At 58.4% G+C, this 19,174-nt stretch carries 20 protein-coding genes; 6 read left to right on the forward strand and 14 right to left on the reverse strand.

The annotated features are described in order from the left end of the window. Positions 1 to 5 precede the first annotated feature (5 nt). The 4 genes from modA to ACN0XM_RS12335 all read right to left on the reverse strand — a co-directional run bounded on the left by modA (position 6) and on the right by ACN0XM_RS12335 (position 3,491). Positions 6 to 815 (reverse strand): molybdate ABC transporter substrate-binding protein, encoded by an 810-nt coding sequence (gene modA / locus ACN0XM_RS12320; protein ID WP_417567237.1) that lies wholly within the window; start codon positions 813 to 815, stop codon positions 6 to 8. Further along, the gene (locus ACN0XM_RS12325) at positions 749 to 1,681 is read right to left on the reverse strand and encodes a lysophospholipase (protein ID WP_417567238.1); all 933 of its coding nucleotides are present in this window, start codon (positions 1,679 to 1,681) and stop codon (positions 749 to 751) included. Before ACN0XM_RS12325 ends, modA begins: the two co-directional genes overlap by 67 nt. Then, complete coding sequence (locus tag ACN0XM_RS12330) at positions 1,647 to 2,633, reverse strand: sterol desaturase family protein (RefSeq protein ID WP_417567239.1); 987 nt, start codon at positions 2,631 to 2,633, stop codon at positions 1,647 to 1,649. Before ACN0XM_RS12330 ends, ACN0XM_RS12325 begins: the two co-directional genes overlap by 35 nt. A 111-nt stretch (positions 2,634 to 2,744) precedes the next feature. Then, positions 2,745 to 3,491 carry a glutathione S-transferase family protein gene (locus ACN0XM_RS12335; RefSeq protein ID WP_417567240.1) on the reverse strand — a complete coding sequence of 249 codons (747 nt, stop codon included), beginning with the start codon at positions 3,489 to 3,491 and terminating at the stop codon, positions 2,745 to 2,747. 144 nt (positions 3,492 to 3,635) lie between these two features. Between ACN0XM_RS12335 and ACN0XM_RS12340 the strand changes: the two genes are divergently transcribed. After that, positions 3,636 to 4,610: an META domain-containing protein gene (locus ACN0XM_RS12340; RefSeq protein WP_417567241.1), complete on the forward strand. Its 975-nt coding sequence runs from the start codon at positions 3,636 to 3,638 to the stop codon at positions 4,608 to 4,610. Here ACN0XM_RS12340 and ACN0XM_RS12345 read toward each other — a convergent pair. The 4 genes from ACN0XM_RS12345 to ACN0XM_RS12360 all read right to left on the reverse strand — a co-directional run bounded on the left by ACN0XM_RS12345 (position 4,586) and on the right by ACN0XM_RS12360 (position 8,679). Further along, on the reverse strand, positions 4,586 to 5,425 hold the full coding sequence (locus ACN0XM_RS12345) for a substrate-binding periplasmic protein (protein ID WP_417567242.1): 840 nt from the start codon (positions 5,423 to 5,425) through the stop codon (positions 4,586 to 4,588). The two genes, ACN0XM_RS12340 and ACN0XM_RS12345, sit on opposite strands and share 25 nt — an antisense overlap. 83 nt (positions 5,426 to 5,508) lie before the next feature. Next, positions 5,509 to 6,567 (reverse strand): quaternary amine ABC transporter ATP-binding protein, encoded by a 1,059-nt coding sequence (locus tag ACN0XM_RS12350; RefSeq protein ID WP_417567243.1) that lies wholly within the window; start codon positions 6,565 to 6,567, stop codon positions 5,509 to 5,511. A 10-nt stretch (positions 6,568 to 6,577) separates the two neighbouring features. Then, positions 6,578 to 7,612 (reverse strand): ABC transporter permease, encoded by a 1,035-nt coding sequence (locus ACN0XM_RS12355; protein ID WP_417567244.1) that lies wholly within the window; start codon positions 7,610 to 7,612, stop codon positions 6,578 to 6,580. 98 nt (positions 7,613 to 7,710) lie between these two features. Beyond that, positions 7,711 to 8,679: an ABC transporter substrate-binding protein gene (locus ACN0XM_RS12360; RefSeq protein ID WP_417567245.1), complete on the reverse strand. Its 969-nt coding sequence runs from the start codon at positions 8,677 to 8,679 to the stop codon at positions 7,711 to 7,713. A 288-nt stretch (positions 8,680 to 8,967) separates the two neighbouring features. Between ACN0XM_RS12360 and ACN0XM_RS12365 the strand changes: the two genes are divergently transcribed. The 4 genes from ACN0XM_RS12365 to ACN0XM_RS12380 all read left to right on the forward strand — a co-directional run bounded on the left by ACN0XM_RS12365 (position 8,968) and on the right by ACN0XM_RS12380 (position 12,165). Further along, positions 8,968 to 10,068, forward strand: a complete 1,101-nt coding sequence (locus ACN0XM_RS12365) for a M14 family zinc carboxypeptidase (RefSeq protein ID WP_417567246.1) — start codon at positions 8,968 to 8,970, stop codon at positions 10,066 to 10,068. Between the two features lies 1 nt (position 10,069). Continuing rightward, on the forward strand, positions 10,070 to 10,804 hold the full coding sequence (locus ACN0XM_RS12370; protein WP_417567247.1) for an alpha/beta fold hydrolase: 735 nt from the start codon (positions 10,070 to 10,072) through the stop codon (positions 10,802 to 10,804). A gap of 93 nt (positions 10,805 to 10,897) precedes the next feature. After that, on the forward strand, positions 10,898 to 11,515 hold the full coding sequence (locus tag ACN0XM_RS12375; protein WP_417567248.1) for a glutathione S-transferase family protein: 618 nt from the start codon (positions 10,898 to 10,900) through the stop codon (positions 11,513 to 11,515). A 35-nt stretch (positions 11,516 to 11,550) separates the two neighbouring features. Continuing rightward, the gene (locus ACN0XM_RS12380) at positions 11,551 to 12,165 is read left to right on the forward strand and encodes a DUF4202 domain-containing protein (RefSeq protein WP_417567249.1); all 615 of its coding nucleotides are present in this window, start codon (positions 11,551 to 11,553) and stop codon (positions 12,163 to 12,165) included. A gap of 229 nt (positions 12,166 to 12,394) precedes the next feature. On the opposite strand, the gene trpC is transcribed toward ACN0XM_RS12380, so the two are convergent. From trpC to rpe, 6 genes are all read right to left on the reverse strand, one after another. Further along, positions 12,395 to 13,216: an indole-3-glycerol phosphate synthase TrpC gene (gene trpC / locus ACN0XM_RS12385; protein WP_417567250.1), complete on the reverse strand. Its 822-nt coding sequence runs from the start codon at positions 13,214 to 13,216 to the stop codon at positions 12,395 to 12,397. Between the two features lie 162 nt (positions 13,217 to 13,378). Next, on the reverse strand, positions 13,379 to 14,407 hold the full coding sequence (gene trpD, locus ACN0XM_RS12390) for an anthranilate phosphoribosyltransferase (RefSeq protein ID WP_417567251.1): 1,029 nt from the start codon (positions 14,405 to 14,407) through the stop codon (positions 13,379 to 13,381). Positions 14,408 to 14,418: 11 nt separating this feature from the next. Then, a complete protein-coding gene (locus ACN0XM_RS12395; RefSeq protein ID WP_417567252.1) occupies positions 14,419 to 15,000 on the reverse strand; it encodes an aminodeoxychorismate/anthranilate synthase component II in 582 nt (193 codons plus the stop codon). A gap of 16 nt (positions 15,001 to 15,016) precedes the next feature. Continuing rightward, the gene (gene trpE, locus ACN0XM_RS12400) at positions 15,017 to 16,504 is read right to left on the reverse strand and encodes an anthranilate synthase component I (protein ID WP_417567253.1); all 1,488 of its coding nucleotides are present in this window, start codon (positions 16,502 to 16,504) and stop codon (positions 15,017 to 15,019) included. Between the two features lie 232 nt (positions 16,505 to 16,736). Further along, on the reverse strand, positions 16,737 to 17,426 hold the full coding sequence (locus ACN0XM_RS12405; RefSeq protein WP_417567254.1) for a phosphoglycolate phosphatase: 690 nt from the start codon (positions 17,424 to 17,426) through the stop codon (positions 16,737 to 16,739). After that, complete coding sequence (gene rpe / locus ACN0XM_RS12410) at positions 17,423 to 18,109, reverse strand: ribulose-phosphate 3-epimerase (protein WP_417567255.1); 687 nt, start codon at positions 18,107 to 18,109, stop codon at positions 17,423 to 17,425. Before rpe ends, ACN0XM_RS12405 begins: the two co-directional genes overlap by 4 nt. A 164-nt stretch (positions 18,110 to 18,273) precedes the next feature. On the opposite strand from rpe, the gene ACN0XM_RS12415 reads away from it, so the two are divergent. Then, positions 18,274 to 19,170, forward strand: a complete 897-nt coding sequence (locus tag ACN0XM_RS12415; protein ID WP_417567256.1) for a DUF3530 family protein — start codon at positions 18,274 to 18,276, stop codon at positions 19,168 to 19,170. Positions 19,171 to 19,174: the final 4 nt, after the last annotated feature.

Below are 19,174 nucleotides of genomic sequence, written 5' to 3' on the forward strand. Positions count from 1 at the left end.
CCGACTCAGTCTGTCGGCACTGGTTCCGTATCGTAGCCGTCTTTTTCAATAATTGCCCGGGCCTCTTTGCTTTTGAGGAACGCAAGAAAGGCGACCGCTCCTGCGTTGCTTTTACCACGAGTGAGTAGCTGGGCCTGCTGGTTAATCGGGCTGTGCAGGGATTCAGGCACCAGCCAGGCTGATCCTCCGGTCTGGTTCCAGGCCCGGACCTGAGCCAGTGCCACGAAACCGGCCCCGGCATTGCCGGTTGCCACGAACTGAAAGGTCTGGGCAATGGAGTCGCCGCTGACCAGCCGAGGCCGGACGGTTTCCGACAAATTCAGGTGATCGAACACTTCCATTGCCGCCATGCCGTATGGGGCGGTCTTGGGATTGCCGATGGCGATCCTGGGACCGGAAGCCGAGGCCAGAAACGATTTCGGGTCAGAGAGCAGATTGCCTTCCCGGCTCCAGAGCACCAGTCGACCCCTGGCGTAGGTGAAGCGCGTGTCTGCAACGCCGTCGCCTTCTCGTTCCAGCCGCTCAGGTCGGGCCTGGTCGGCCGCAAGGAAAACCTCGAAGGGGGCGCCATGACGAATCTGAGCATAGAGCTTGCCGGTTGAGCCATAGCTGGCCCGGACGGTGTGGCCGGTCTTTTGCTCAAACCGGGGAATCAGTTTCTCCATGGTGGCCGTAAAGTTGGCCGCCACCGCAGCCGTGACCATAGCCGCCTGACTACAGGCGGAGACCAGTGTCAGCGAGAGAGTGATCAGGCCGGCACAGAGGCCTCTGAGTAGCGGATGCTGCCCGCCATGCACTGCAATATATACTGCCATACGTCCTCTGAGTTGGTTTCATTGAGCATTTCATGACGGCCACCCTCGAAAAGCCTGAGTGTCACCGTTTCAATCCCCGCTTCGCGAATGGCCCGGAAGTGCGACCGGATGCCTTGGCCCATTTCCCCCACCGGATCCTCGGTACCCGCGAACAGGTGAACCGGCAGGTCTTTGCGCCACAGCGCCGGATTGATAGACAGCATACCCTCAACGAAATCATGCCACAGCCCCGTTGTGCATTCGAACCCGCAGAGCGGGTCCGCCAGGTATTTATCCACCTGTGCCGTGTCGCGGCTCAGCCAGTCGCAACGGGTGCGGTTGGGGCGGAAGTGTCTGTTGAATTTGCCGAAGGTCATCCTGGTAATGGTCGCACTGCGGTGGGACCGGCCGCGAAACAGCCTGATCAGGCCGATCAGAAACCTTGAGGCCAGAAGCTCGGGGCGGTGAATGCGGTTGGTGGCGCTGAGGATCAGAGTGTCCACGGATTCGCCATGGCGCTGGACGCAACTCTGGGCAATGAATGAGCCCATGCTATGGCCGAACAGGATAAGGGGTCTGGCAGGGTATTGGTTTCGGGCATATCGGATTACCTGGTGCAGGTCTTCGACGACTTTGTGCCAGCCATTCCGATCGCTGTAATGACCCAGCTGATCAGGTGCACAGGTTGGGCCATGACCGCGGTGATCAAAGGTAACAACGGCTATGCCGTGATGGCACAGCCACTCGGCGAAATCGGTATATCGGCCAGCGTGTTCTGCCATGCCGTGGGAAACAACCAAAACCGCCCGGGTGTGGCCAGGGGAAAACAGGCTGCCGGAAACGGTGTGGCCGTCAGGTGCGTCCAGCTTCAGGGGGAGTTTGTTCATGGCGGTTGCCCGGGTCCTTGTTATTCTTGTCCATTACCGGGCGTTGCCACTCCGGCGGTTTCCATAAATGTTTGAGGCGAGACCATAGTCTGCCTGGCTGTGCCATGTCGCGGAACAGGTCCACGTATTCGTGAGTCCAGAGCACAATCAGGTTGGTGGAATGCACCGGTCGGGTAATACCATACTCCGGGGGCTCCTTGGCGTCCGCGTCCACAAACGAGCCGAACAGGCGGTCCCAGACAATCAGAGTGCCGCCATAATTCCTGTCGATATAGCCGGGGTTCCGGCCGTGATGGACGCGATGGTGACTCGGAGTGTTGAATACGGTCTCAACCCAGCCAGGCAGCCGTCCTACCAGGGTGGTGTGGATAAAGAACTGGTACACCAGCGAGAAAGCGTAAGCCACCCCGATCCAGACCGGATTGAAGCCGAGCAGAGCCAGAGGCAGGTAAAAGATCCACATGCCATTGAAAATGTTGGTGGCATTCTGGCGCATGGCGGTGGAAAAATTCATCCGCTCGGAGGAGTGGTGCACCACATGGGCTGCCCAGAACCAACGCATTCGGTGACTGGCCCGGTGCATCCAGTAGAAGCAGAAATCCACACCCAGGAAAACCAGGAAGGCGGTGAGCCAGTTCAGCTCAAGATCGAGAATGCGGTAGTGGTAACACAGGGCATAGACCGGAAATGCAACGAGGCCGGCAAACAGAAGCTCGGTAACCTGGTAGCCGGCTCCAAGTGCAAAGTTGCGTATCGCTTCGCGGGTGTCCATTAGACGTGGGTTGTGCCGTATCTTCAGGTATTCCCATAGGGCAACGGCCACGAACACGGGTGTGGCCATCATAAAGATCAACTGCCGTTCGTCCAGTGCCAACCACGGAGAGGCTGCCTGCCAGAGGGCGAGCACGCCGCTGTTTTCGAGCATGGCCAGCATCATGTCGGTCAAAGCCATAAGATTCCCGCCGGTATTTTTGTTCTACCGGCAGTATTGTGGCACGGAACCGGCCAGAGGGAATGTCGGTTCACGCCAGTTTGGCTGGCGATTTCCGCCAGTGGTCAGGTGTCAGTTTGCCATGCGGTTGTCGACGTAAACTTTCTCCAGAGCCTGGAGTTGCGGTTGCCACTGTTTCAGCCAAGTATTGATGTCTTTGGGAATACGTTCCGGTTTGGGCCAGGGCACGGGGTACTCCGGGGGCTGGAAGAGGGGAGCAAACAGCGCTGCGGCCGTCAGATCGGCCCGGGAAAAATGGTCCCCGACCAGGAACGGTTGTTTGCTGTATATGCCGGCCAATTCGGTGAGCAGACCCTCCATGGCCTGTCGGGATTTCTCGGCGGTTTTCTCGTTGATCTTCATCCATTTCCGCATGACCTCATCAACCCGGCTGAAGGCCAGACGGAGCAGTATCCGGTTATAGAATGGTGTGCCGGCGGCCAGCATGGGCACTACTATTTTGGGACGCTGGAGGAAATGGTGGTAGGAATAACAGCGAATGGCAGGCCCTGCTTCTTCGTCAAGCCGCTGCTCCCAGGCCAGCGCCTGTTCCCTGAAATCTGCATTATCCGGGGTAAGTGGCTTCTCGGGAAACGTCTCGTCCAGATAATCCAGGATCCGGGCCGAGCCCTGAATTATGTGCCCATCGTGGGCAAGCACAGGAACTGACGACGCGTTGCCCGTCAGTTTTCTGATGGTTTTTACATGCTGGCCCGGCAGCAGGTTAGCGGTCTCATAGCTGAGCTCTTTGAAATCAAGGGCCCAGCGAATTTTCTCGCAGTAATGGGAAATGGCAAATTGGTAAAGTTTAAGCGCCATGGTTTGTCTCCTGAATACGGCCCTCTAGCATAATGTCGGTCGCTCCGTATAAGAAGCGCTGCCTCGATATTCACTGGTATTGGCCATTGTCGCTGTTGGGTTTTAAAATGTTCGAACGTATTCATGTCTTCAAGGGAACTGACCATGTGCTCACGACGAGTATTGATGCTGTCCGTCGTCATCTCTGCCGGACTTGCCACCACTGCCTGCTCCTTCCTGCCCAAAGCCAGTAAGCGCGTTTCCGGGGTGTACTCCTGCGGGCAGCTTGAGATTGTGGTATCCAGTGTTGAAGACAGCAATCTGATCGGCGTGGATTATCTTGATCGCCGCATTTTGCTGGAGCCGGCAGAGAGTGCCTCTGGTGCTCTGTATGTCGCTCCCGGAGATGAAACGACCCGGTTTTGGAGCAAGGGAGAGAGAGCAACCCTGACCATGCAGGGACAGACCTATCCCGAATGTTTGCAGCCGGGTGGTCTGGAGATGCCCTTCGAGGCCAGAGGCAACGAGCCGTTCTGGCATGCGACGATCGAAGGCCAGGAGCTCCTGCTGACGAGGCCCTACGAAGAGGAGGGCACCCGACGCATTCCGGTGGAACTGCAGACTGCCAACCAGCACGGCCGGATCTTTGTTGCCAATCTGGATGACTGGCCAATTACCCTGACCGTTGCTCGGCAACTGTGTGAGGACAGTATGTCGGGCGCCCAGTATCCCGCGCAGGTGCGCCTCACCGTCAAAGGCGAGGAGTTCAACGGCTGTGGTGGCGATCCGCAGCGGCTGTTCAGGGGGGCGGAATGGGTTGTTGAAGATCTCGCCGGCGGCGGAATTATTGATCGTTCGCGAATCACCATTGAATTTCTTGAGGGCAACCGAATTGCCGGCCGGTCATCGTGTAACCGCTACACAGGCAGCTACAAGCTTGGCAGTGAAGGGATCACCTTCGGCCCGATGGCAGCAACCCGGATGGTGTGCGCACCAGCACTGATGCAACAAGAGGACCGTTTTCTGAACCTGCTGGGGCGAGTGGTCTCAGCGAAAATCGGGGGACAGGGGGAGTTACTGCTGTCTACTCCGGAGGACGATACGATCCGGGCATTTCAGTCCAACCAGGTAAGTCCGTAGCGGGCCATAATCTGCTCTATCCGCCCGGAACTCTTCAGGGCTCGTGTCCCCTGTGAGAGAAGGTCGCTGAGCTCTTCTGAGCCCTGCCTCTCCGGAGAGAACGCGATGTAGATCGCGGATTGGTGTATTACATCCGTTATCCGCAGGGCGATGCGGTTGCCCTGCTGCTTCAGTGCCCACTCCATGACATCGCGGTCTTCCGGGAAAACGTCCGAGCGGTGTTTATCCAGTAATTCGATTGCCCGGCTGAGGGGGGCAGGTCCGGACAGAATCCACACCTTTTCAGGATCATTCTGGTGTTTCGCAATGTAGGCATCGAGCTCGGGTGAGTAGGAATAGCCGTTGATGGCCAGCAAGGTCAGATTGCTGAGCGATTCTATGCCGTTGAAATTCCAGACGTTATCTGGATGGGTATACAGCACGGTCGTCGTGTGGCCGGTAGCCTCCTCCGGGAAGACGAAATCCGGGGCATCGCCGGGCAGGGCCCCGACAATGCCATCGATGTACCCATCACGCGCCTGCTGAATCGCCCGGGCCCAACTCATATTGACGTATTCAACATCGATTCCGGCCATCCCAAAGGCTTCCCTGGCAATATCAACCATGTAACCCTCACGGTCTGAGCCGGCTTCACAGTTGTGGGGACACCACGGATCGGCGCCAATAACTATCTTCCGGCGAGGCTCCGTTGCAGGAGTTGCCTGGGAAATTTCGGTCGCCTTTGCAGCCACTTCCGGAGCCACTGTTAGTGAGTCCTCTGGCTGTGAGCAGGCGACCAGAATGAAAACAAGGCACAGAGCCAGGGTTCTTGACATGGTCGGAAAACCAGTTTGCCGAAGGGGTCGGCTTCCCCTGAATCATAGACTCTGGCAGCCGTTTTGTAACCTTGCCGCGGTGTTCAGGCTGCGCTTTTGCTCCGGTCGTCTGAAGCTTCCGTCGGCACCAATGCAAGGGCAAGGTCTTTCATGTGCAGGGTGCCCACATGCTCCTGGTCCCGCATGACCCGGTAATTCAGGGACATGTCACCGCCGGATTTCAAGAGTACTGACTCCAGATTGTCCTTCTCGGAGATATCACCCGAATAAATGCTTTCACCGGCGTCTGGCGGGCTCATCACCGAACGTACCCGGAGAACCCGTGCCCGGTTAATATCACTGATGAAATCGACAATGTACGGATCGCCCGGGTTGATCAGAATCTCCTGGGGATCACCTTGCTGGACGATTTCACCCTCTTTGAGAATCACCAGGTGGTCGGCCAGTTTGAGGGCCTCATCCAGGTCGTGGGTGATGAACACGATGGTTTTCTTCAGCTCTTCCTGCAGGGCCAGCAACAAGTCCTGCATGTCTGAGCGAATCAATGGGTCCAGCGCCGAAAAAGCTTCGTCCATCAGCATGATCGGTGCGTCGGAAACCAGCGCCCGGGCAATCCCGACGCGCTGTTGCATGCCGCCGGACAACTGGTGCGGATACTGGTATTCATTGCCTTCAAGGCCAACCCGGGCCAGCCACTTCCGGGCATCGGCTTCGAAGTCGCCTATGGTGTAGCCGCGGATGTTCTTGGCCATGCCCGCATTTTCCAGCACGGTTTTGTGGGGGAGCAGGGCGAATTTCTGGAATACCATGGACATGCGCTCCCGTCGGAGCTGACGAAGCTGTTCTTCGCTGAAGTTCATGATGTCCTCACCGTCGACCCGGATTTCGCCGGCGGTTGGATCAATCAGGCGGTTCAGGTGCCGGATCAGGGTCGATTTCCCGGAACCCGAGAGCCCCATGATCACGGTGATTTCGCCATCGTGCATATCGACATTGATATCCCGCAGGCCAAGAACGTGTTTCTGCTGCTCCAGCAGATCGGCCTTGTTCATGCCCTGGCGAACATGTTCAAGCGCCACATCCGGAGTCGGGCCGAAGATCTTGAACAGGTTTCTTATCGAAATCTTGATGTCTTTTGCCATGGGTCTTTCCTCACTGCTTCTGGGAGACGTTGATGCGTGCCAGTGATGCCTTGGTAACCCGGTCGAGAATGACCGCGAGGATCACAATGCCCAGGCCGGACACCAGACCAACACCCAGTTCCAGATTACGTATGCCCCTGAGAACCAGTACCCCAAGCCCGGGTGCGGACACCAGGGATGCGATAACAACCATGGCAAGACTCATCATGATGGTCTGGTTTACGCCGGCCATGATGTTGGGCAGTGCCAGCGGAATCTGGACCTTGTAGAGCTTTTGCCGCGGCGTCATGCCGAAGGCATCGGCGGCCTCGATGACGTCTTTGTCGACCAGGCGTATACCCAGATTGGTCAGCCGGATGACCGGAACAATGGCGTAGAGAATGATGGCGATGCCGTAAAGCTTCGATTCGGTAACGCTGAACAGGAAGATCAGCGGGATCAGATAGACGAATGGAGGCAGCGTCTGCAGCATGTCCAGAATCGGGATGATCAGTCGCTGAAGCTTGTCGCTGCGGGCCATGGAAATGCCAATTGGCACCCCGAACAGCACACAGATAAAAGCGCAGACAAGAATGATCGCCAGGGTCTGCATGGCGTAGCTGTAATGATCAATGAACGCCAGAAGTACGATGCTGCCTCCGACAAAAAGCATCAGTTTCCAGGATTTGGTAACCACATAAACAACCGCCAGCAACACGGGGATCACGATCCACCAGGGCGTGGTGAGCATCCCGTAAAGTGCCCCGTCTAGTGCCCAGCTCAGAGGCTGGGTGAGGGGGTCAAGCACCAGGCTGAGACTGTCCTTTATTGCCAGAAACCCTTGTTCCAGCCCCTTGGTCAGTTCCCGGGACTGGGGGAAAGCGGCACAGGATTCATTCAGTGCGTCCATGGACGGGAACGGAAGTTCCCAGATAGTGGCCGGTTCGGCGCTCTCTCCCTTGGTTTTGTTGAGCAAATCAGCCATCGACATGGGGCTGTCGCTCGTGCCTTCAGAACACCATTTCTCAAGGCCCAGTGATGAAAACAGGGAATCGTAGGTTGCCATGGGCGGTCAGTCTCTCCTGCGCGCGTCTGAAATCAGATCGGTTTTCGGGAAACTGCCCGGGACTCAATTGGCTTGAGGTCCCGGGCGGGGCAGGTCGATCAGTTGTTGAGAATTTTAGCCAGCCGTTCTTTGGCCGAATCGTTCAGCCAGGTTGACCATTCGTCGCTGTTGTTGCTGAGGAAATAGACAGCGGCTTCCTCGCCCGACGCATTATTTTCGTCCATCCATGCCAGCACTGCGCTCATGGTGTCGGTTTTGAACGTGAGCTTGCTGAGCATCTCGGCGACTTCCGGCTCACGCTCTTTGAAACTCGTGGTGACCGAGGTCAGCACGGTAGCGGCGGGGAACTCGGAAACGCCAGGATTATCGATGTTGGCGGTCTGATTTTTGGTGTGCACTTCCGGCTTGTATTCACCGAGTTCAACCCGGGTCATGTCGTACTTGCCGAGGGGTACGGTGGGGCCCCAATAGTAGCCGAACCAGGGCTCTTTCTTCTGCACGGCCGAGGCCATGGAAGACGCCATGGTTTCACCAGAGCCATGGTTAAATACTTCGATACCGGCCTCTTCGAGATCCAGGGCACGAATCAGGTTGTCACTGACAACGCGGCAACCCCATCCGTCCGGACAGTTATTAAAAGTGCCGCCTACGAGTTCCGGATTGGCCATTACGCCTTCGATGGTGGTGAGTTCCGGGTGTTTTTCCGCCAGGTAGGTGGGAATCCACCAGCCTTCAACGCCACCCGGATCCAGTACCCGGCTCAAACGCTCGACCTTGCCTTGCTCTTCCAGACGCAGATAAGCCTCGCCTGCGGAGTTCAGCCAGAGTTCGGTGATAATGTCCGGTTCACCGTTTTCGGCAACCGAGGTCACCGCCGGCACAGTGTCAGAAGGAACAATGGTGACATCGCAGCCGTAACCCTGCTCCATGATGAAGGTGGCCACGTTACTAACGACCGTATTGGAAGCCCAGCTCATCTCGGTGATGGATACCTCGCCGCATTCGGCCATGGCCGTGGCGGGTATTGAGAGTGCGCAAAGCATTGCAGCAGACGTAAGCTTTCGCATAGTCGCTTCTCCTATTTCAGGGTGTGTGGTATTCGGGGAGTGGTTCAGACACTAGCTGGCCGCAGATCTCAGGGACCGGGTAGTTGGCAATGTTCAGGTCGCAACTGTGACAGAACAAACTTTGAGTCTCGGTTAATACGTAACTACAAGGATAACGATCCTCAGCTTAGTTACAAGGGTCGATTCGAAATGCGTCTTTTGTGGAGACATATTTTTCCCGTGCCTGACCGTCAACAAGTTGTAGCAATCAATAGTTAGACTCCGCAGACCCTGAACCCGGAGACTGTCATGACAGAATTGCGCGACCTGACACCCCACACCTGTATCGCCAATGAACAGACCCGTCGGGATGGCCGGCAGCGCCGGCTGTTGCGGACATTTCTCCCGGAACTGGTAGGGCTTGAGCGGCTGCTGGCCGAGGCGCCGGCACTGGTTACCAGCCAAGTGGTCGATCGGGTAACCATGAACGATCTGTCCCTGCCCATCTACCGGGCGGACATCGGCTCGACGCGTTCCGATGTACCGGCGGTGCTTCTGGTCGGAGGCGTGCACGGACTTGAGCGGATCGGCAGCCAGGTGGTGATGGCCTGGCTACAGTCTCTGCTGGCCCGGGTCACCTGGGATGAGCATCTCGCCGGCCTGCTGCAGAAAGTGCGGATCACGTTGCTGCCCATTCTCAATCCGGGGGGCATGTACCTGAATCAGCGCAGCAATCCCAATGGCGTGGACCTGATGCGCAACGCGCCGATTACCGCCCAGGACCGGAGCGCCTTTCTGCTCGGCGGCCAGCAGTTTTCGCCCCGGCTGCCCTGGTACACCGGTGACCCGGAACAGGGCATGGAGCCCGAGAACCGGGCCCTGGAAACGGTGATTCGTGAGCTGCTGCCCGGTCGCCCGTTCAGTGTGGCGCTGGACTGCCATTCCGGTTTTGGTATGAACGATCAAATCTGGTTTCCCTATGCCTACCGGAGGCGGCCGATGCGCCGCATTGCCTCGGTAATGGCTCTGAAGTTGATCTGGGAGCAGGCCTACCCGAACCACGATTACCGGTTTGAGCCCCAGTCCCGGCACTATCTGACCCATGGTGATTTGTGGGATTACTTCTACAAACAGGTTAATCGTGAGAATGCCGGCGTGTTCTTGCCGCTGACACTGGAAATGGGCTCCTGGCGCTGGATCCGCAAACGCCCGCGCCAGTTGCTCCGGCTTCAGGGGTTGTTTAACCCGATGGTACCCCACAGGCAGAAAAGGGTGCTGCGTACTCATCTGAGCTGGATGGACTTCCTGGTCAATGCCGCCGCCAGCCATGAAAACTGGTTGCCGGCCCGGGAAGAGGAGTCCATGCTGAGAGAAGCCGCCATTATGCACTGGTACCGGGATTCTCACTAACATGCACTGGATCCTTTTGCGGGGCCTGACACGGGAACGAGGGCATTGGGGAGACTTTCCGGCCCGCCTGCGGGACACGTTCCCGGACCACCACTTTCACACCGTCGACCTGCCTGGCACGGGCGTGCACTATCGGGATGCCAGTCCGGCCTCCGTGGCGGGTATCCGTGAAAAAGTGTGTGAGCAGGTAAGCCATATTCCCAAGCCATTCAGTCTCCTGGCGCTCTCCATGGGGGGTATGGTTGCTCTGGACTGGGCCCAGAACGTGCCCAAAGGTGAAATTCAGAATCTGATCCTCATCAACACCAGTTCTGGCTTCAGCCCGACGTGGCAACGGATGCGCCCAGGGGCCTGGCCCCGGGTTCTAAGGCTTTTGGGCCGCAAGGAACTGTTTGACCGTGAACGGGATATCCTCCGGCTTACCTGCAATCGTGAGGTTCCGTTGTCCCTGGCGAAACAGTGGTACAGCATTCAGCGCCAGCGCCCGGTCAGCATCCGCAATGCCATGAGCCAGCTGGCGGCGGCTGCGCGTTACATGCCAGGGCAGAAACGCCCCCTGCCGGACGCCTTGTTGCTGGCCAGCGGTGGTGATCGCGTTGTTCACTGGCGTTGCAGTGCGGCCCTGGAAGAGCGCTGGCAGTGGACATTGAAACTGCATCCTGATGCCGGCCATGACCTGCCCCTGGATGAGCCTGAGTGGATCATCCAGCAGATCCGCAACTGGTTGCCCCGATAGCATTGGTTGCTTGACGCAACTCTTCTTTGCAGTCAGTCTTTCGGTTTTAACCTCTTACACCGCCAGACATCATCAGGAACGGAGCCCATAACAATGAAAATCTTCGAGACCAAAACTGCCCCCAACCCCCGCCGCGTGCGCATGTTCATGGCCGAAAAGGGCCTTCTCGACAAAGCAGAATTCATCCAGATCGACCTGCAAAAGGGTGAAAACCTGACTCCCGAGTATGTTGCCCGCAACCCCATGAAAAAGGTGCCGGTGATGGAATTGGACGACGGTACCTGCATCGCCGAAACCATGGCGATCTGCCGCTACTTCGAAGAGAGCTTCCCGGACACTCCGAGACTGCTGGGTGACACGCCGCTGGAAAAAGCGCAGCTTGAGCAGTGGCTGCGCTGGATTGAGATGTCCTTGTTTATGCCGGCAGGTATGTGCTTCCAGCACACCACCGGGTACTTCAAGGACCGGATGAATCCGATCAAGGAATGGGGTGAGGAATGTGGCAAGAGTGTCGAGAAATTCATGCACTTCCTGGACAAGCATCTGGAAGGCAAGGAATACATCTGCTGCGACCGGTTCACTGCCGCGGACATCAACGCTTTCACTGCCATCGCCTTTGCCCGGGTGGTGAGCATTCGTATCCAGCCGGAGCAGACCAACCTCCAGGCCTGGTATGACCGGATCAAGGCGCGCCCCTCAGCTCAGGCGTGAATCCGGGTCTTCTTTTTCCACAGGTAACATGCCCTATGCAACAGTCCCCGCGCCTGCACTGCGCACTGGAAGCCATCGATGCAGCCAATCTGGCCGATCCGAACCAGGAACAGATGGACGATGAGCTGCTTCCCAAGGAGTATGCCTATAGCCTGCATATGACCCGCTGGTTGTTCGAACTGGAGGCGGAACCGTCTGAGCGCCTGCAGATCGCCTGTCGGGCCCAGCACATCGAGCGCTGGACGATGCCGCGCAAGGATTATCCCGAGGGTCGCAAAGCTTACTATCAATGGCGCCAGGCCTGTGGCCGGATGCATGGGCGTCGAGCGGCGGAGATTATGGCAGGCTGCGGCTACCCTGCGGAGGAATGCGAGCGGGTGGAAACGATTCTGACCAAGCGGGAACTCCGGCAGGATGAGGACACCCAGCTTCTGGAGGATGTTGCCTGCATGGTGTTCCTTGAGCGTTATTTCGCGGATTTCTACGAGGAAAAAGCGGATTACGACTGGGAGAAGTGGCTGCGTATCGTGCGCCGGACCTGGGGCAAAATGTCGCATCGGGGGCATGGGGCGGCGCTCAGGCTGGCGGAAGGCATGCCGGCGCATTTATTGGCGTTGCTGCAGGAGGCTTTGGCTGAGCCTGAGGATTGATTCTTAGTGCAGAGATTGGTGCACGGACCGACGAGTATGGCTGACCAAAATACGCTGTGAATACGTCCGTGTGCGCTCGGCTCCGCCCTTTAGCGCTTATTGCTCCAGCGTCGCGCTAAAGGTCCATGGCAAGCCGTCCATGGCTTGCCCGTAAAGCCCTTTGTGCTTTACCCATGGCTCAGCACGATTTTGGCAAACCTTGCCCGCCGACTCACCCCATCTGGAGGAGTTAGTCCTCAGGAAAGAACAGCTCCCGAAGTTTCTGCCCCGGTTCTTCCGCTCGCATGAAAGATTCCCCCACCAGGAACCCGTAAATGCCCCGGCTGGTCATGGCGCCCACATCATTTCTGGTCATGATGCCGCTTTCGGTGATGGTGAGGCGATCTGCAGAAATCCGCTCGTGCAGATCGAACGTGGTGTCCAGAGACACGTCGAAGGTATGCAGGTTGCGGTTGTTGATGCCCACCAGGGGTGTTTTCAGGGTCAGAGCATCGTCCAGCTCGTCACCGTCGTGCACTTCCACCAACACATCCAGCCCGATCTCATGGGCAATACCTTCCAGCTCTTGCATCTGGTCTTTGGTCAGACAGGCGGCGATCAGCAGGATGCAGTCAGCGCCGATGGCCCGGCTTTCATAGACCTGGTAGGGCGCGACCATGAAATCCTTGCGGATCACTGGCAGACTGCAGGCATTGCGGGCGGCGACCAGGTAGTCCTCGTGGCCCTGGAAGAAGTCTTTGTCGGTGAGCACGGACAGACAGGCGGCGCCGCCTTTTTCGTAGCTTACGGCAATGGCTTCCGGTTCAAACGGGTCACGGAGAATGCCCTTGCTGGGCGAGGCCTTCTTGATTTCGGCGATGACGGCGGGCGTTCCGGCTTCAATCCGTGTACGCAAGGCATTCGCGAAGCCTCTCGCCGTCGGCTGGTCTCCCGCCATGGCCTTTACGTCGTCGATGCTGACCTTGGTCTTGCGCTCGTCGATTTCTTCCCACTTCCGATCAACGATCTTCCGAAGAATCGTAGGTGTCTTATCCAAATGTCTGTCAGTCATATCAGGCCCGTAAAAAGTATGCGAGAGCTGGTGGGGTGTCCCTTCCGAAACTGTCTGCAGCCATGGATGGCTGCAGCCAAGCTCTACAGGGATGTATTCACGGGCGTGTTTCGGAAGGGACGCCCCACCAGCTCGTCCGGCTGCAATCTCAGCAGGCCAGGATCAAAAACACTGAGAAAAGTCAGCCAACTCGGACATCTTGCCCGCCGCCAGGCCGGATCCCATGGCGTCCAGTGCCATATCCACACCTTCTTTGGCTGTGCCTGCCAGACCGGCGACGTAGATGGCCGCGCCGGCGTTCAGGGCAATCAGGTCCCGGGCCTTCTCGGCCATCTCATCGTGACCACGGCCAAAGGCAGCCTTAATCAGACTGAAGGACTCGTCGGCCGTCTCCACAGTCAGGCCAACCAGTGATTGGCTCTTGATGCCAAGGTCTTCCGGGGTGATGTCGTATTCGGTAATTTCGCCATTCTTCAGTTCCGCCACATGGGTGGCACTGGCCAGGCTGATTTCGTCCAGGCCATCTTTTGAACACACCACCATGATGTGCTCCGCGCCCAGGCGATGAAGAACCTCCGCCATCGGCCGGCAGAGTTCCCGATTGAACACGCCCACGAGTTGGCGTTTAACACCAGCCGGATTGGTCATCGGCCCAAGGATGTTGAAGATCGTACGACAGCCCAGTTCCTTCCGGGGGCCAATCGCGTGTTTCATGGCGCCGTGATGGGCGGGGGCGAACATGAAGCCGACGCCAATTTCCTCTACGCAGCGGGCCACTTCTTCGGGTTTCATGTTCAGGTTGATGCCCACTCTTTCCAGCAGGTCTGCGCTGCCACTTTTCGAGGATACGGCCCGGTTGCCATGTTTGGCCACGAAGCCGCCGGCGGCTGCCACCACGAAGGATGCTGCGGAGGATACGTTAAACAGATTGGCGCCATCGCCCCCTGTGCCAACGATGTCTACCAGGGGCTCGGCATTAACGGTGACCGTGGTGGCCAGCTCACGCATCACCTCAGTCGCGGCGGTGATTTCATCGATGGTTTCGCTTTTCAGACGCAACCCCATGAGAAACGCGCCGATCTGGGCGTCGGTGGCCTCGCCGTTCATGACGATGCGCATCACGTCCTTCATTTCCTCCCGGGACAGATCCAGGTTGGAGGCAATGCGGTTGAGTGCTTCTTTCATGTCCATGTGTCGGCCTCTTATTGGGTTCTCAGAAAGTTGCGCAGCAGCTCGTGGCCCTGTTCGGTCATAATAGACTCTGGATGGAACTGCACGCCCTCGATGGGCAACGTCTTGTGGCGAACCCCCATGATCTCCTCAATGGAGCCGTCATCGTTGCGGGTCCAGGCGGTCACTTCCAGACAGTCGGGCAGGGTAGTCTTGTCGATCACCAGGCTATGGTAGCGGGTAGCCTGCAGAGGATTGCTCAGGCCCCGGAAAACGCCGGTGTCCTTGTGGAACACGGGTGACACTTTGCCATGCATCACCCGCCCGGCGCGGATAATGTTGCCGCCATACACCTGGCCGATAGCCTGGTGGCCGAGGCAGATGCCCAGGATCGGCAGCTTGCCGGCAAAGTGCCGGATGGTCTCCATGGAAATGCCGGCCTCGTTCGGGGTGCAGGGGCCGGGGGAGATTACCAGGCGCTCGGGGTTCAGGGCTTCAATCTGTGCAACGCTGATTTCATCGTTCCGGTACACCTGCACGTCTGCGCCCAGTTCCGCCAGATACTGCACCACGTTGTAAGTGAAGGAATCGTAGTTATCGATCATCAGTAACATAATCTGTTCCTCCGCCTTAGTGGTCGAAATCGTTGTAGGTCATGGCCACCGCGCGGAAAATCGCACGGCCTTTGTTCATGGTTTCTTTCCACTCGAGGCGGGGCACGGAGTCGGCCACCACGCCGGCACCGGCCTGGATATGCAAGGTGTTGTCCTTGATCACCGCGGTGCGGATGGCAATGGCCGTATCCATGTTGCCGTTGAATGACAGGTAACCCACGGCCCCGCCGTAAACGCCACGTTTGACCGGCTCCAGCTCGTCGATAATTTCCATCGCGCGGATTTTCGGAGCGCCACTGAGAGTACCGGCTGGCAGGGTGGCCCGCAGGACGTCCAGGCAACTGGTGTTCTCTTTCAGCCGACCGGTGACATTGGAGACAATGTGCATCACGTGGGAGTAACGCTCCACGATCATCTTGTCAGTGAGCTTTACGGTTCCGGTTTCTGACACCCGGCCGGCATCGTTTCGGCCCAGGTCAATCAGCATCAGATGCTCGGCGATTTCTTTCGGGTCGGCCAGCAGTTCCGATTCCAGGGCCTTGTCCTCGGCATCGGTGGCGCCGCGCTTGCGGGTACCGGCGATGGGCCGCACGGTGACTTCCTCGTCTTCCACCCGGGCCAGAATTTCCGGGGAAGAGCCGACAATGTGGAAATCTTCCAGGTCCAGAAAGTACATGTAGGGCGACGGATTCAACACCCGAAGGGACCGGTACAGATTCAGGGGAGGCGCCTCAAACGGAATCGACATGCGCTGTGAGATGACGGTTTGCATTACGTCACCGTCGAGCACGTAGCCCTTGATCTTGTCCACGGCGGCTTCGAATTTGTCCTGGCTGAAGCCGGAGATGAAATCGCTCTCGTCCACGGTTTTGCCGCGCAGGTGGTTGGGGGTGCGGGGGGCATCGGCGGTTTGCCGGTGCAGTCGGTTTTCCAGCTCATCAATGCGAGCCTGAGCCTGAGAAAACGCCCCTTCAACCGCCGGATCGGCATGGACAATCAGGTGTAACTTTCCGCGCAGGTTGTCAAACACCACGATCTCGTTCGACACCATCAGCAGAATGTCCGGCGTGCCGATGTGATCGGGCGGGCAGCTCTTCCGCAGGCGCTTCTCAATGTAGCGTACGGTGTCGTAACCGAAGTAACCTACCAGGCCGCCGTTAAAACGGGGCAGCTCGTCCAGGTCCGGCGCATGGAAGCGTTTCTGGTAGGCCTCCACAAAGGCCAGTGGGTCGTCCACCTCTTCTGTTTCCACGATCTCGCCGCCGCGGCTGATCTCTACCCGATGATCAAAGACCTTCAGCACTTCATGGCTGGGTAAACCGATAATAGAGTAACGGCCCCATTTTTCGCCGCCCTGAACGGATTCAAACAGGTAGGAATAAGGCCCGCTGGCCAGCTTGAGGTAGGTGCTCAGAGGTGTGTCGAGGTCGGCCAGAACCTCGCGGTACACAGGGATGCGGTTGAAGCCGGCGTTGGCGAGCTCAGCGAATTGCTCGGGTGTCATGGTACGGTTTCCTGAATTCTGATCTGCATTGTGGACAGAAGCCTGCGCTTCCATCAGGTGCTGCGGGCTCAACGGGCAGGCGCCAGTCAGCCTCCGTGCTTCCTCAGCCGGTGCGCCATCGCCACCATCGTGTTGCGCGGGTTGTCAGGATGCCTCGCGCTGCAGTCAGATTCAGTCCCTGCACGGCAGGAATCTCCCGTAAAGAAGTGCTCAATGTTAGTTCCTTGTGAGATTACAAAAGCTCGGCCAGTGAATCAACAACTGCGTCGGCGCCGAGCGAATCGACCGCAGGCCCATAGTTGTAACCATAGCGCACTGCCACGCAGGGTATGCCGGCCGCCAATGCCGCGTTTACGTCCGTTGCGGAATCGCCCACCATCACCGTAGTACCGCGGGTTCCACCCAAAGCCTCCATGGCGTGCAGCAGGGGAGCCGGGTCCGGTTTTTTTACCGGCAGGGTGTCACCGCTCACGCTCAGGTCGAACCAGTGATCAAGGCCCATCTGTTCCAGCAGGGGCGCTACAAACTGCTCCGGTTTATTGGTCACCACGCCCAGCCGACAGCCCTGGTCTTTCAGGTGGGTCAGGCAGGCTTCGACGCCGGCGTAGACCACCGAATGCCGGCCATTGAGGGTGCCGTAGGCGTGGTAAAAAATCGCCAGGGCATCCTTGAACAGCGCGTCGTCTTTCGACCTTGCCGGCTCCCAATCCACCTGACCGGCAAGGGCCCGGCGCACCAGAACACTCGCACCGTTGCCGACCCATTGCCTTACCCGGTCAATGCCGGCAGGGGAACGGCCCAGGTGCTCCAGCATCTGATCGACGGCCGCCGCCAGATCCGGTGCACTGTCCACCAGAGTGCCGTCGAGGTCGAACAGGGCAACGCCCGGCCAGCGGGTACTGAACAATCCCGCCAGGCTCATTGGCTGATGACCTTATGGGCCTGCTCCAGCTCTTCGCGCATAGCGTCAATGGTGGCCTTGTAGTCATCGGTGTTGAAGATGGCAGAGCCGGCCACGAATGTGTCCGCGCCGGCCTCGGCGATTTCACGGATGTTGTCGGTTTTGACGCCACCGTCGATTTCCAGGCGAATGTTGTAGTTACTGGCATCAATGCGCCTACGGGCTTCCCGCAGCTTGTCCAGGGTGCCGGGAATGAACTTCTGTCCCCCGAAGCCGGGGTTCACGGACATCAGCAGAACCATGTCCAGCTTGTCCATGACATGATCCATGTAATGTAACGGTGTGGCCGGATTGAACACCAGGCCGGCCCGGCAGCCACCCTCACGGATCAATTGCAAAGAACGATCGATATGGTTGGACGCTTCCGGATGGAAGGTGATGTAGCTGGCGCCGGCATCTATGAACATGCGAATCAGGTCGTCCACCGGCGAGACCATCAGGTGGACATCAATGGGAGCCGTCACCCCGTGTTTGCGCAGCGCCTCACACACCATGGGACCAATGGTCAGGTTGGGGACGTAGTGATTGTCCATTACATCAAAGTGCACGATATCGGCGCCGGCGGCCAGGACATTGTCGACTTCCTCGCCAAGGCGGGCAAAATCGGCGGACAGGATGGATGGGGCAATCAGGTAAGGGTTCATGACGGCTCTCTCACAACAATGAATAATGGCGTGGTCAGCGGCCCCTGCCGCAAAGTCAAAGCGAGTGCTAGTCTAACAGCTCAGACGTGTTTTTCGCAGTCAAAGGGTCAGGAACTGTGCGTAGAATCGAGGTTTGTGGACAACCAGTCCGGTGGCTTTTTGGGGTGGCTGTGTTGGTCGCTGTGGCGCTGCCGGCGATTGCCCAGGATGAACAATCGGCGGAGCAGGCCCCAGAGTCACCGGTGTCGGGCGCGGAACCTGTGAATCGCTCCCTGGTCTGGACGGGTACCGGTGAGCGAGGGTTGAGTCAGACGTTTTCTGACGCTGCGGTCTGGCTGGAGCTTGAAGAGGGCGAGCGCGCGTTGGGGCTGTTTTACCCCGAGACCAGGCTGCCGGCCCGGGGCGCCTTGGTGGTTCTGGCTGACGAAGGTGAAACTGCCGCATCCGGATTGGCCGGAGCGGTGGCGAGGGCATTGGCCGCGAGGGGCTGGGCGGCGTTGACGCTTGGCCTGGAAGCCCCGTCTCCTGCCCTGCAAAGAAGGCTGGCGCGACCCGTTGTGGGCACCCCGGGGTCGGGCGGGAATGACGAGGCGGCCACCGAGTCGGTGATGATTGACGTTATGGAATCGGAAAATGCGGATGATCTGGAGGCTCGCTACCGCAACCGGATCAGCCAGGTCCTGGAGGCAGGACTGGCCGAGTTGATCGAACGGGGCTACGAGGCGCCGGCGCTTTTGGGTGTCGGTGGGGCGAGCATCCATGTGACCGACCGAACTCTGGACGGAGCGAGCGCCTCGGCTCTGGTCTGGGTCGCGCCGCGATTTTACCCGGTTGACCGCGTGGACTTGCCGGATCGTCTCACGTCGCTTGGCGCCTCGTTGCTGGACCTTCATCCGGCAGGCTCAGGCGGGGGTGAGCCCGGTTGGACTGCCGGTGAGAAACTGCGTAGGGCCGGGGTTGAGGGCTACCAGCGGCAACCGATCCCCTGGTTCAGCCCTCCGTCGGCGGTGGTTGGGGATGCTGTCGCCAGCCGCGTTGCGGCCTGGCTGGAATCCCGCTGAATTA

Origin of the sequence: Marinobacter sp. (assembly GCF_048269445.1) — a bacterium.
Taxonomy (GTDB): domain Bacteria; phylum Pseudomonadota; class Gammaproteobacteria; order Pseudomonadales; family Oleiphilaceae; genus Marinobacter.